The 12874-nt window shown below is 67.8% G+C and carries 13 protein-coding genes; 4 read left to right on the top strand and 9 right to left on the bottom strand.

Translation table 11 applies throughout. The annotated features are described in order from the left end of the window. Positions 1–18 precede the first annotated feature (18 nt). Positions 19–828: a PaaX family transcriptional regulator gene (locus tag RT97_RS20605; protein WP_042580680.1), complete on the top strand. Its 810-nt coding sequence runs from the start codon at positions 19–21 to the stop codon at positions 826–828. 6 nt (positions 829–834) lie between these two features. On the opposite strand, the gene RT97_RS20610 is transcribed toward RT97_RS20605, so the two are convergent. The 3 genes from RT97_RS20610 to RT97_RS20620 are packed head-to-tail and all read right to left on the bottom strand — an operon-like array spanning position 835 to position 3977. Further along, a complete protein-coding gene (locus RT97_RS20610; RefSeq protein ID WP_042580681.1) occupies positions 835–2088 on the bottom strand; it encodes a metal-dependent hydrolase family protein in 1254 nt (417 codons plus the stop codon). Further along, positions 2085–2594 (bottom strand): GAF domain-containing protein, encoded by a 510-nt coding sequence (locus RT97_RS20615; protein WP_042580682.1) that lies wholly within the window; start codon positions 2592–2594, stop codon positions 2085–2087. The genes RT97_RS20610 and RT97_RS20615 overlap by 4 nt, the downstream gene beginning before the upstream one ends. Positions 2595–2609: 15 nt before the next feature. Continuing rightward, positions 2610–3977, bottom strand: a complete 1368-nt coding sequence (locus tag RT97_RS20620) for an MFS transporter (RefSeq protein ID WP_042580683.1) — start codon at positions 3975–3977, stop codon at positions 2610–2612. A gap of 122 nt (positions 3978–4099) precedes the next feature. Between RT97_RS20620 and RT97_RS20625 the strand changes: the two genes are divergently transcribed. Then, positions 4100–5017, top strand: coding sequence for a LysR family transcriptional regulator (locus tag RT97_RS20625; RefSeq protein ID WP_042580684.1), 918 nt, complete (start codon positions 4100–4102; stop codon positions 5015–5017). On the opposite strand, the gene RT97_RS20630 is transcribed toward RT97_RS20625, so the two are convergent. Genes RT97_RS20630 through RT97_RS20645 form a run of 4 tightly spaced genes read right to left on the bottom strand, consistent with a single transcriptional unit; the run spans position 5018 to position 9950 of the window. Continuing rightward, positions 5018–6826 (bottom strand): feruloyl-CoA synthase, encoded by a 1809-nt coding sequence (locus RT97_RS20630; RefSeq protein ID WP_042580685.1) that lies wholly within the window; start codon positions 6824–6826, stop codon positions 5018–5020. Between the two features lies 1 nt (position 6827). After that, positions 6828–7814 (bottom strand): 3-hydroxyacyl-CoA dehydrogenase NAD-binding domain-containing protein, encoded by a 987-nt coding sequence (locus RT97_RS20635; RefSeq protein ID WP_042580686.1) that lies wholly within the window; start codon positions 7812–7814, stop codon positions 6828–6830. After that, positions 7769–8983, bottom strand: a complete 1215-nt coding sequence (locus RT97_RS20640; protein WP_042580687.1) for an ABC transporter substrate-binding protein — start codon at positions 8981–8983, stop codon at positions 7769–7771. The genes RT97_RS20635 and RT97_RS20640 overlap by 46 nt, the downstream gene beginning before the upstream one ends. A gap of 43 nt (positions 8984–9026) precedes the next feature. Then, complete coding sequence (locus tag RT97_RS20645) at positions 9027–9950, bottom strand: 3-keto-5-aminohexanoate cleavage protein (protein WP_042580688.1); 924 nt, start codon at positions 9948–9950, stop codon at positions 9027–9029. 125 nt (positions 9951–10075) lie between these two features. Between RT97_RS20645 and RT97_RS20650 the strand changes: the two genes are divergently transcribed. Further along, positions 10076–10789, top strand: coding sequence for a Crp/Fnr family transcriptional regulator (locus RT97_RS20650; RefSeq protein ID WP_042580689.1), 714 nt, complete (start codon positions 10076–10078; stop codon positions 10787–10789). Positions 10790–10818: 29 nt separating this feature from the next. On the opposite strand, the gene RT97_RS20655 is transcribed toward RT97_RS20650, so the two are convergent. Beyond that, positions 10819–11043 (bottom strand): tautomerase family protein, encoded by a 225-nt coding sequence (locus RT97_RS20655; protein WP_042580690.1) that lies wholly within the window; start codon positions 11041–11043, stop codon positions 10819–10821. A 38-nt stretch (positions 11044–11081) separates the two neighbouring features. Further along, entirely contained in the window at positions 11082–11822 is a 741-nt protein-coding gene (locus tag RT97_RS20660; RefSeq protein WP_042580691.1) for an SDR family NAD(P)-dependent oxidoreductase, read from the bottom strand. 106 nt (positions 11823–11928) lie between these two features. Between RT97_RS20660 and RT97_RS20665 the strand changes: the two genes are divergently transcribed. Then, positions 11929–12840: a LysR family transcriptional regulator gene (locus RT97_RS20665; protein ID WP_042580692.1), complete on the top strand. Its 912-nt coding sequence runs from the start codon at positions 11929–11931 to the stop codon at positions 12838–12840. Positions 12841–12874: the final 34 nt, after the last annotated feature.

Raw genomic sequence — 12874 nt, forward strand, 5'->3', positions numbered from 1 at the left:
TTTCTGCGATGCGCAAACGTGGAAAAAATATGTAATGTCCTGGTCGCCCTCCCCAGCGCGCCCGACCTGATCCTCGACCTGCTCGTGGCCGACCGAGGCATGCTCACCGCGCAGGCGATATGCCGCGCCGGCGCGCTGATGGGCATCGGCGAATCGACCATCCGCGTGGGCCTCACCCGGCTCGCGGGCGAGGGCAAGATCGCGCGCAGCGAGCGCGGCAGCTACGTGCTCGATCGCACGGGCGCTCCGCTTGCACGCGCGGTGGACGGCTGGTACCGGCGTGGCTCGCAAACCGTCGCATGGCGCGAGGACTGGATCGCCGTGCACGACACCGACGTGCCGCGCGCCGACAAGACGGCCTGGCGCCGGCATGGCCTGGCGCTGTCGCTGCGCGGCTTCGCGGCGCTGCAGCCGGGGCTGCACATCCGGCCCGACAACCTGAAGGGGGGCCTCGCGGCCGAGCGCGATCACCTGGCGGGCCTGGGGCTGTCGGCCAGGGCGATCGTGTTCCGTCTCTCCGACCTGGATGCCGCATCGCAGTCGGCCGCGCGCAAGCTGTGGAACGTGCGGCTCCTCGCGGCCGAGTACCAGCGCCTGCAGCGCGGACTGGAGCGCAGCGAGAAGCGGCTGCGCACCGCGCCGCTCGAGGTGGCCATTCGCGATTCGCTGCTGCTCGGGCGTGCCGTCATCGCGCACCTCATCCGCGATCCGCTGCTGCCGGCCGAGCTCATGTCGCCGGCACCGCGCGCCGAGCTGCTGGCCCTCATGCGCCGCTACCAGGACCAGGCGCGCAAGCTCTGGCACGCGTGGCTCGACCAGCCGCAGTGACCCGGCTCAACCCAGTTCGTCGAACTGGACCACGCCTTCCTTCATGACCAGCGGGATGCGCTCGCCCTGTCCGAGCAGGCATTCGACATCGCGCAGCGGATTGCCGTCGACCACGAGGAGGTCGGCGAGCGCACCGGGCACGAGGCGACCGAGGCGGTCCGCCATGCCCAGCACTTCCGCGCCGACCACCGTGGCGCTCGCGATCGCCTCGGCCGGCGACAGCACATCGGCGCGCAGGCGGAACTCGTCGCTCTGCAGGCGTTGCGACTCGCCCAGCAGGTCGGAGCCGAAGCCCATCTTCACGCCCGCCTTCCTGTAGATCTCGAGCGAGCGCAGGCCCGCCTCGCGCACGTCGGCCACCTTGGCCACGCTTTCCTTGGGCAGGCCGAAGCTCTCGCCCTCGTTGGCCAGCGCGTCGTAGGTGACAAGCGTCGGCACCGCATAGGCGCCCAGCTCGGCCATCAGCGCGGCCGTGGGCGCATCGACGAGGTTGCCGTGCTCGATGGTGCGCACGCCGCAGCGCACGGCGCGCGCGATGGCCGCGGCGGTGTAGGCGTGGGCCATCACGTAGGTGCCGCGCCCCGCCGCCTCTTCCACGATGGCGCGGATCTCGTCCTCGCTGTAGCCGAAGGCGCCCACCGGGTCGGTCGGCGAGGCCACGCCGCCGGAGGCCATGATCTTGATCTGGTCGGCGCCCATCTGCAGCTCTTCGCGCACGGCGCGGCGCACCGCATCGACACCGTCCACGACACGCGCGAGCGCGCCGACCCGCACGCAGGTCGAGCAGGTAGCGGCTGGGTCGAGGAAGTCGGAGCGCCCGCGCATGTCGCCATGCCCGCCCGTCTGGCTCAGCGCGCGGCCCGAGACGAACAGGCGCGGCCCCTGCGCAAGGCCCGCGTCCACCGCCTGCTTGAACGCGAAGCCCGCGCCGCCCGCATCGCGCACCGTGGTGAAGCCGCGGCGCAGCATGCCGCGCAGCATGGGCACGCTGCGCAGCGTGATGAGCACATTGGGCATGTGCACCTGGCGCGAGAGGTTCAGCTCCACCGCGATCACATGCACGTGCAGGTCGATCAGGCCGGGCATCACCGTCTTGCCCTTCACGTCGATGACGCGCGCAGCCTTGCTCTGCAGCGGCTTGTCGGAAACCTCGCGGACCACGCCGCCTTCGACCAGGATGTCGCGGCCTTCGAGCAAGTCCTTCTCCAGCGGATCGAGCAGGTTCGCGTTCTTGAAGAGAAAGGTGTTCGTCGTCGTCATGCCTGGGGCTCCTTTGCCTGTTGCGCCATCACGGCCGGCACCGCCAGTTGCGCGAACACGCGCGCGAGCTCGACGTGGCCGTCGCCATACCAGTTCTCCTCGTGGAGCATGTTGAGCGTGCCCAGCGTCTCTCCCTGCCAGCGCAGCGGAATGTTCAGCACGCTGCGGCAGCCGAGCGACACGATCAGTTCGTGGTCGTAGAACACGTCGCGCAGGTCATCGGCGTTGCGGCCGATGTAGGGCAGGCCGCGCTGCATCACCTGCTGCATCCACGGCGAATCGGTGATGGGCTTGCGCCCGCCCACCGGGTAGGCCTCGCGCATGTTGGTGTACACGCGCTCCGATTCGCGCGCGTCGCGGTGGTGGACCAGGATGGTGAAGAGCCGGTGGCCGATGGTCGATGCGACCGCCTTGTCGATCGCATCGAAGGTGGCGTGCGGCTGGGTGGTGTCGGCATGGGCGAGCGCCACGGCCGAGAGGGAGTCTTCGAGAGAGGTTGTCTGCATGGTGGTCGGAGGTCGTCAGGAAAGTTCGCCGGCCGCGATGTCTTCGAGCGAGCGGCCGCGCGTGGGAATGCCCATGAACGTGACGGCCGCCGCGCCCAGCAGCAGCACCGCCGTCGTCATGCCGAACACGCCCGCGAAGCCGGCCGTCGGGTAGATGAAGCCCACCAGGATCGGCGCCGTGATGCCGCCGATGCGCCCGATGGCCGAGGCCAGGCCCGAGCCCGTCGCGCGCACCTGCGTCGGAAAAACCTCGGGCGTGTAGGCGTAGACGCCCGCGTACGTGCCGTTCATGAAGAAGGACAAGAGCACGCCGGCGACCATGATCTGCGCGTCGCTGTGCGTGAACGCGAGGCCCAGCGCGCAAAGCCCGCCCAGCAGCATGTAGCTCACGATGGTGGCCTGCCGGCCGATGCGCTCGTTGAACCACGCGGCCGAGAAGTAGCCCGGAATCTGCGCGATGTACATCACCAGCGAATAGCCGAAGCTCTTGGTGATCGTCATGCCGTTCTGGATCAGGAGGCTCGGAATCCAGGTGAAGAACGAGTAGTAGCTGAAGGTGATCGACAGCCACATGAGCCACGTCATGGTGCTGATGCGGATGAGCTTGCTGGAGACGAGCGTCGCGTAGTTCTTGAGCAGGCTGCCGCGGCTGGTGCTGGGCGGCGGGGCGGCGACGTCTTCGGCGTTGAGCGCGGGCAACGCGTGCCCGTTGCGCACGTGGTTGTCTTCCATCGCGTCCATGATCGCGAGCGCCTCGGTCTCGCGCCCCTGGCTCTCGAGCCAGCGCGGCGACTCCGGCAGCGCGCGGCGCCACCACAGCAGCAGCACCACGGGCAACGCCGTGATGAAGATGACGATGCGCCAGCCCTGCGGATGCGCCGGCACGATGAAATAGCCCAGGAGCGCCGCCGCGACGAAGCCGAACGAGAAGAAACCCGCGAGCGCGCCGGTGAAGGTGCCGCGGTAGCGCCGCGCCACGAATTCCGAGAGGTACGGCGCGATGATCGCGCTCTCGGCCCCGGCGCCGAAGCCGGCCACGATGCGCAGCGCGAGGAAGAGCGTCCAGTCGTTGACCATGCCGCTGAAGAGCGAGGCCACGCAGTAGATCGCGAGCGCCGACATCATCACCTTGCGTCGCCCGATCAGGTCGCCGCAGGTGCCGGCCGCCAGCGCGCCGAAGAAGAAGCCGATGAAGTTCGCGCTGGCCAGCACGCCGATCTGCACGCTGCTGAGCCCCCACTCGGTGCGCAGCACCGGCAGCACGAAGGCGATGACCGCGGCGTCCATCGCGTCGAAGGTGTAGCCCAGGCCCCCCATGAGGAGCAGGCGTCGATGGAAACCAGAGAAGGGCAGGCGCTCGATGCGCGCCGACAGCATGGTCATGGGAATCCCTCGGCTTCAGTTGGGGGTGGGGTGAAGCGGCAGATCGTAGGATCGGGGGGATATCACGGCAAATTTATATGCGTGATTGTGTTTATTGAGCCGGTGAATGAACGGGACGCACGATGAACTACCGCAATGCCGATCTCAACCTGCTGAAGGTGTTCGAAGCCCTGATGACCGAAGGCAACGTCACGCGCGCGGCCAGCAAGCTGTCGCTGACGCAGCCCGCGGTCAGCAATGCGCTGCGCCGGCTGCGCGACACCTTCGACGATCCGCTCTTCGTGCGCAGCGGCGCGGGCGTCAACCCGACCCGGCGCGCCATCGATCTGTGGGAGCCGCTGTCGCAGTCGCTGCATGCGATCCGCGCGACGATGGACGACGAGCGCTTCGACGCGCTGCGCAGCACCGCGAGCGTGAGCATCGCGATGTCGGACTACGTGTCCTCGATCGTGGTGCCGCGGCTGGCGGCCCGCCTCGGCAAGGTCGCGCCGTCGATGCAGGTTCATGCCATTCCGAACACGCTGGTGGATTTCGGCCCGGTGCTGGCCGACAACAAGGCCGACTTCGCGATCAGCGTCTACAACGAGGAAGTGCGGCGGCCCGCGTTCCTCAAGTCGAGGGCGTTGTGGTCACCCGATTTCCTCTGCTTCATGCGCGCGGGGCATCCGCTGGCGCGCACGGGCAGGATTCCATTGAAGAAATTCCTCGCGGCGCGGCATGTGGATGTGAGCCTCGTCGGCAAGACCACGCCGACCTACGACCTCTTCCTGCGCAGCCGCGGACTGCAGCGCAACCTGGTCGCGACGGTGAACCACTACGGCGCAGCCTACGAGGCGGTGCGCCGCTCCGACCTGCTCGCGGTGCTGCCATGGTCGGAGAAGTTCGAGCCCTCGCGCCTCGCGGGCCTGCGCATGATGCCAGTGCCGCTGGAGGCGCCACCGCGCATCATCGAACTGTTCTGGCACCAGCGGCACGAGACCTCCGCGCTGCACCAGTGGGTCAAGGAGACGCTGCTCGCGCTGTTCGAGCAGCCGTCCTGATCAGCCGCGCAGGCGCACCACCTGCGGATCGTTCTCCGCCGCATGCAACCGCGCCACATCGGCCGCGCGGCGCGTGAGCACCGCGCGCTGGTTGATGTAGCCCTTGTCGGTGATCTCGCCCGCGTCGAGGCTGGGCGGCTCGGCCAGCACCAGCGCGCACGCCGGGCACTGCGACGAGCCCGCGCCGTCGTCGCGCAACGCACGCAGCACACCGGCGATGCGTTCTGCCAGCGCCTCGGGCGCGAGCGATGCGGCCTGCGGACTCGCGAACACCAGCATGCCGATCTCGTCGCGGTCGTGGCCGGTGAGCACCACGTCCTGCACATGCGGCGCGAGCAGCGACACCAGCTTCACGCGCAGCGTGCCCACCGACACCCAGGTGCCGGTCGAGAGCTTGAAGTCCTCGGCCACGCGGCCGTTGAAGATCACGCCGTGCGTGGGCTCCGCGGCGTTCGCGAGAAAGCCGGCGTCGCCGATGCGGTAGTAGCCCTCTTCGTCGAAGGCCTCCGAGGTTTCGCGCGGCGCATCGCGGTAGCCGGGGAACACCGAGACGCCCTTGACCCGCATCTCCAGTTTCTGGCCGTTGGGCACGAACTTGAGCTCAAGCCCCGGCAGCGGCGCGCCGATGCAGCCGGCGCCGTCGAGCTTCCAGTGCGCCGAGGTGATGGCGGGCGACGTTTCCGTGGCGCCCCATGAGGTGGTGAGCCACAGCGGCCGAGTGGGCCGCACGCGCTTGGCCACCGCTTCGAGCCGTTGCCACGTCGAGGGCGCCAGCGCCGCCGCTGCATAGAAGGCGAGGCGCAGCCGCGAGAACACTTCGGCAGCGAGCGCCTCGTCGGCTTCGAGAAAAGGCAGCAGCATGTCGAAGCCGCGCGGCACGTTGAACAGCAGCGTGGGCTTTACCTCGCGCAGGTTGCGCACCGTCTTCTCGATCAGGCCCGGCGCGGGCCGTCCCTCGTCGATGTAGAGCGCGCCGCCATGGCACAGCACCATGTGCAGGTTGTGGTTCGCGCCGAAGGTGTGGCTCCACGGAAGCCAGTCGACCAGCACCGGCTTCTCCTCTGCGAGGAAGCGCCAGGTCTGCGCCATCATCTGCTGGTTGGCGCACAGCATGCGGTGCGTATTGATCACCACCTTGGGCTTGCCGGTGGAGCCGGAGGTCAGCAGGTACTTGGCGTGGGTGTCGGCAAGGATGGCTGCGAAGGCTTGCATCACGGCCGGGGTTTCCTTCAACGCAAGCAACTGGTCGAACGCGATCGCGCCCGGATGCACGTCGGCATTGCGGCTGAACACCGTGACGGCCTCGACGCCGCAGCCCGCGAGCGCGCCGCCGTACACCCTGGCGTCCGATGCGTAGATCAGCGAGGGCCCGAGCGCCTTCAGCATGCCGTGCAGCCGAGACGGATCCTTTGCCATGCGCGAGTACGCGCTGGAGAGCGAACACGCGGTGCGACCGATGTGCATCGCCGCGAGCATCAGCACCGCGTGGTCGATCGCGTTGTCCGAGAGGATCACGATGGGCTGGCCCACAGGCAGCTTCAGGTCGAGCAGGCCCTGTGCCACCGCGCCCACGGCGTGGCGCAGCGCGCGGTAGTCGAGCCTGCGCCAGCCTTCGCCGCTTTCGTCTCGCTCCGCGAACGCGAGCGCATCGGGCGTCTCGCGCGCCCAGCGTTCGATCCATTCGCCGATGCAGCGCGCATAGGGCTTCAGCGTCTGCGGCGAGCGCAATGCGAAGGAGCCGTCGTCGAAGTCGATGCGCACCGTGCGGGGCGGGGCGACCAGGCTTTCGTCGTTGAGGAAGTCGGTCATGTCAATCGAGTTTGCCGGTGTCGGCCTTGGCGCGAATCAGGTTTAACAGCAGGGTGTCGCGTGCGGTTTCGAGGTCGGCCGTCCGGCGCGTGCCCAGCTCGTGCGCGACGCCCTCCGTCACCTTCTGCTTGAGTGCCGCTGTCATCGACGGCGCGCCCAGGTCCTTCCACCAGTCCTCGATCGGGCCGCCCAGGTGCGCGAGCACATGTTCGATGCCGCCTGCGCCGCCCGAGAGATGCAGGTTCATGAACGGCCCCATCACTGCCCAGCGCAGGCCGGGTCCGTGCGCGATCGCGGTGTCGATGTCCGCCACGCTCGCCACGCCCTCGTCGACGAGATGGAAGGCCTCGCGCCACAGCGCCGCCTGCAGCCGGTTCGCGATGTGGCCCTTGACCTCGCGCTTCACGTGGATCGGCCGCTTGCCGATGGACGCGTAGAACGCCATCGTGCGCTCGATGGCCTCGGCCGATGTCTTCTCGCCGCCGATCACCTCCACCAACGGAATCAGGTGCGGCGGATTGAACGGATGCCCGAGCACCACGCGCTGCGGATGCGCACAGCCCGACTGCACGCCGCTGATCGCCAGGCCCGACGAGCTCGACGCGAGGATGGTTTCCGGCGGCGCGGCCGCGTCCATGCGGCGGAACAGGTCGATCTTGAAGTCCATGCGCTCGGGACCGTTTTCCTGCACGAAGTCGGCCACCGATACCGCGTCTTCCAAGCTGTCGTGAAAGCGCAGCCGATCCACCGAGGCGCCCGGCGCGAGGCCGAAGCGCTCCAGCGTCGGCCAGTGCTGCGCCACCGCGGCGCGCAGCCTGTCCTCGGCGCCTGGCGACGGATCGGTCGCGTTCACGTCGAGCCCGTGCGCGAGGAAATACGCGGCCCAGCTCGCACCGATCACGCCGGTGCCGACGACCGCGACACGCTGCACATTCAGGAGGGTCATGATTTCCACCGCGCGCAGCGGCTCTCTGCCTTCGTCGTCCATGCGGCCTCGCCGCGGATCGGCTCGACCACCTTGTAGTAGTCCCACGGCTCTTTCGATTCGTCGGGCGTCTTCACCTGCATCAGCTGCATGTCGTGGACCATGAGGCCGTCGTCGCGCAGCCACCCGCCCTTGACGAACATGTCGTTGAACTTCGCCTTGCGCAACTGCGCCATCACCTTGTCGGCATCGTCGCTGCCCGCGGCCTTCACGGCCTGCAGGTACTGCAGCGCGGCCGAATAGTCGCCGGCATGGAAGGAGGAGGGCATGCGCTTGTGCTTGTCGAAGAAGCGGCGCGCCCAGGTGCGCGCCTCGGGGCTCTGGTTCCAGTACCAGCTGTCGGTGAGGTACATGCCCTGCGATGTCTTCAGGCCCAGCGCATGCACGTCGTTGATGGTGATGATCATGCCGGCCAGCTTCATGTTCTTGCTGATGCCGAATTCGGCCGCCGATTTGATCGCGTTCACCGTGTCGCCGCCCGCGTTGGCGAGCGCCAGCACCTGTGCCTTCGAACCCTGCGCCTGCAGCATGAACGAAGAGAAATCGCTCGCGCCCAGCGGGTGCTTGACCGACCCCGCCACCGTGCCGCCGCTGGCATTGATGATCTTGGCCGCATCGGTCTGCAGCGCGGCGCCGAAGGCGTAGTCGGCGGTCACGAAGTACCAGCTCTTGCCGCCCGCCTTGACCACCGCGCTCGCGGTGCCGCGCGCCATGGCCACCGTGTCGTAGGCGTAGTGCACCGTGTAGGGCGAGCAGTATTCGTTGGTGAGGCTCGACGCGCCGGAGCCGACCACGAAATACGGCTTCTTCTTGTCGGCCGCCACGCCCGCCATGGCGATGGCTGCGCCGGAGTTGACGCCCGCGATCAGCATGTCGACCTTCTGCACATCGAACCACTCGCGCGCCTTGGCAGCCGCGATGTCGGGCTTGTTCTGGTGGTCGGCCGTGACCAGCTCGATCTTCTTGCCGTCGATCGCGCCGCCCATGTCGGCGATGGCCATGCGGATGGCTTCCGCGCCGGCCGGGCCGTCGTAGTCGCGGTAGATGCCCGACATGTCGCTGATGAAGCCGATGCGGATGGTGTCGTCGGACACTTGCGCGAAGGAGCCGGTGGTGGCGAAGGCGGTGCCGAGCGCGACGGCCAGCGCGGTGCGCGAGAGGTGGGTGGTCATGGTCTTGTCTCCGGTCGTTGTCGTTATTCGGTGGTTCGTTCGATCAGCCCAGCGCGAACTCGGGCCGCGGCGTGCCTGTGCGCGGCAGGCCCATCATCTGGCGCGCCTCGGCGGGCGTCGCAACCTCCATGTCGATCTCGCGGATCACCCGCACGATGCGCTCGGTGAGCTGTACGTTGGTGGCCAGCTCGCCCTGGCGGAAGTAGAGGTTGTCTTCAAGGCCGACGCGCGCATGCCCGCCTAAAAGCAGCGCCGCCACGTTGGCTTCGAGCTGCGAGGGGCCGATGCCGCTCACGCAGAAGATGCTGCCCTTGGGGAGCGTGTCCACCATCATCTGCAGGAAGCGCGGCGAATACGGCATCGCGTTCTGGAAGTTGCGGTGCACGTTCATCACCAGGTTGATGAAGTAGGGCTCTTCGTCGTGGCCCTCGCCGATCAGCGTGGTCGTGTCCTGCAGGATGTGCGTGGGGCTGAACACCTCCCACTCGGGCTTGATGCCGCGCGCCTTCATGCCGGCGGCCAGTTCGCGGCCCTTGGTGATCGGCGTGTCCATCAGGATCTGCTTGCCCTCGAAGCTCAGGTTGAGCGTGGTCGCATCCAGCGTGCACATCTCGGCGCCGGCGTCCATGCCCTTGATGCGCTCTTCCCAGGCGATCTCCCAGCGGTCGCCAGCCAGCGGCTTGACCATGTCGCCGTGCACGCCGCCGCCGGTGGAGTTGTTGATGACGATGTCGCTGCCGCCCGCGCGGATGCGGCTGTTGATGTCGCGGTACACATCGGCGTTGCAGGTGGCGCCGTCGTCGGGCCGCCGCGCGTGGATGGCCACCACGCTCGCGCCGGCGTTCCAGCAGCGCAGCACGTCGGCGGCAATCTCGGCGGGCTGGGTGGGCAGATGCGGGTTCTGCGACTTGTGCGCCATGCCGCCGGTCGGGGCGATGGTCACGATCACTTTGCGCTTGGACGACATGGCGTTTTCCTGGTGTCTTGCATGAGGGGCGCGCTATTATTTTTGGCGGCGAAGGCACACTCAGTCATCGCGACGACATTTGGGCTCAGGGTTTACGCACCCGTGCCTCCAGGAGCTTTCAATCCATGCCCACCAAGAAGGCGGAGCCGGCCATCACAGCGGCATCGCTGACCATTGCGCAACTGCTGCAAGGCTCTGCCTGGTTCCCGCTGCTCGACGCGGGCGCGCGCGATCGCGTGCTCGACGAGATGCGCGAGGTCGACGTGGCCGCCGGCGCCGCGCTGTGCCGGCGCGGCGACACGCCGCTGCATTGGTACGGCACGCTCGAGGGGCTCCTCAAGTGGTCGATCACCTCCAGCGACGGACGCTCGGTGACTCTTGGCGGGCTATCGGTGGGCAGCTGGTTCGGCGAGGGCACGCTGCTGCGCGCGGTGCCGCGCTCGGCCGACATCATCGCGTTGCGCGCGAGCCGCGTGGCACGGCTCCCGCTGGAGACCTTCGAGTGGCTGCACCGCACGCAGCGCGGCTTCGATCATTTCTTGCTGCAGCAGATCAACGAGCGGTTGCACTGGTTCATGGGCAACTACGCGGCGCACCGGCTGCTCGATGCGGACAGCCAGGTGGCGCGCGCGCTGGCCGGCCTCTTCCACCCATGGCTGCATCCGGGGAGCGAGCCGCATCTGCAGACTTCGCAGGAAGAGATCGCGAACCTCGCCGGGGTGTCGCGGCAGCGCTGCAATGCGGCACTGAACCGGTTGAAGGAGGCGGGGTTCCTGCGCATCGAGTACGGGGGCATCACCGTGATCGATCTGGAAGGGCTGCGGCGGTTCATCGAATAGGCAGCAGCCCGGGCGCCCTCACCGAACCTTCATTGCGGCTTCTTCGCCTCCTCGGCCAGCCGCTTGCGGTATTCGGTGGTCGTCACGCCTCCGAACCCCCAGTCATCGGTATCGATCTCCTCGATCACGATGTGCGTCCACTCCGGCGGCTTCTTCAGCACGCGTTCCAGCACCTCGGTGAACTCCGCGATGACCTGGGTCTTCTGCTCGCGCGTGACGCCGTCGCGGGTGATCTTCAGGTTGACGAAAGGCATGATGTGCTCCTTGGCTGTGGTGTGAACGAACGGGGCGATTACCAGGTGCCGGCGCTCGCGCCGCCGTCCACCGCCAGCACCACGCCCGAGGTGAAGCCGGCGCCGGTGAGGTAGAGCACCGCATCGGCGATCTCGCGCACGGTCGCGATACGGCCGGCGGGCGCCAGGGCGCTCAGGAAGCCGTGGTTCTCGGACGGGTGCATCGGCGTATCGACGATGCCGGGCGCCACCGCATTCACCTGGATGTTGTGCGGCGAGAGCTCCAGCGCCAGCGCGCGCGTCGCGGCGTTGATGCCGCCCTTGACCAGCACCGGCACCAGGGCCGGCACCTTCAGGTTCGGCTGCAGCGCGATGCCCGCGGTGATGTTCACGATGTGGCCCTTGCGGCGCGGAATCATGTGCTTCGCGGCGGCCTGCGAGGCGTAGACGAAGCCCTTGAGGTTGGTCACGACCAGCTGGTCCAGCTCTTCCTCGGTGTAGTCGACGAAAGGCTTGGCGTTGAAGATGCCGGCGTTGTTGATGAGCACGTCGACCTGGCCGAAGCGCTCCACGGCGCGGGCGATGAGCCGCTCTGCGGTGTCGCGCTTGCCGATGTCGCCCGCGACGCCGAGAAAGCGTGCGGGGTTGCCCAGTTGTTTGGCGGCGGCTGCGAGCCGCTCGTCGGTGCGCGCATTGGCGACCACGTTGAAGCCGCGCTCCAGGTAAGCCTGCGCGAGGCCGAGGCCAATGCCGCTCGATGCGCCGGTGATGACGACGGTGGATGAGTTGCTGTCTTGCATGTCGGTTCTCCAGAAGTTGATGACGGTGAGGAGAACTGTATTGATGACACGACGATAGATAAATCACTAGACTCGCACTTCACTTGATACGCGAGGTAATCAATTTATGCAGCGGCAGTTCGGCGACATCCTCCTCGGCAGCATCGAACTCTTTTGCCTCGCGGCGGAGACGGGCGGCTTCACCTCGGCAGCGCTTGCCGCGGGCGTGACGCCCGCTGCGGTGAGCCGCTCGATCTCGCGGCTCGAAAAGCGGCTGGGGCTTCGCCTGTTTGTGCGCACCACGCGCAGCGTGCGGCTCACCGACGCGGGCCGTTCCTACTTCGTCCAGTGCCACCAGGCGCTCGCGCAACTCGCCGAAGCCGAGCGCGAAGTGATGGGCCAGCAGGCCAAGCCCTCGGGCACGCTGCGCATCAGCGTGCCGACCACGTATGGCCATCACCGCATCCTGCCGATGCTGCCGGCTTTCCGAGAGCGCTATCCCGACATCCGGCTGCATGTGCACCTGAGCAACCGCAACATCGATTTCGTGGAGGAGGGCTACGACATGGCCGTGCGCGTGCGCGCCCAGCCCGACTCCACGCTGATCGCGCGGCACCTGGAGGACGCGGCGCTCGTCGTCGTCGCAACCCGCAAGTACCTGAAGAAGGCCGGCACGCCCCGCACGCCGGACGACCTGGCGGCGCACGAGTGCATCCAGTTCGAGCTGCCCAGCAGCGGCAGGCGCATCTCGTGGCTTTTCAAGGAAGACGGCAAGGACCGCGAGGTCTTCGGGGACAGCGCCTACAGCTGCTCCGACGACGTGCTCGGGGGCGTCACGCTCGCCAGGAGCGACGCCGGGTTGTTCCAGACCTATCGCTTCGTGGTGGAGAAGGAGATCGCCGACGGCACGCTCGTCGAGGTGCTCAGGCCGTTCGCGGGCCGCTCGCGGCCCTACACGCTGCTGTACCCGGACGGGCGGCATGTGCCGTTGCGCATGCGGGTGTTCATCGATTTCCTGATGGCGCAGCGGGCTGCGTGATCCCGACAAGCCGTTCGCGCTGAGCTTGCCGAAG

Origin of the sequence: Variovorax paradoxus (assembly GCF_000834655.1) — a bacterium.
GTDB lineage: Bacteria > Pseudomonadota > Gammaproteobacteria > Burkholderiales > Burkholderiaceae_C > Variovorax > Variovorax paradoxus_F.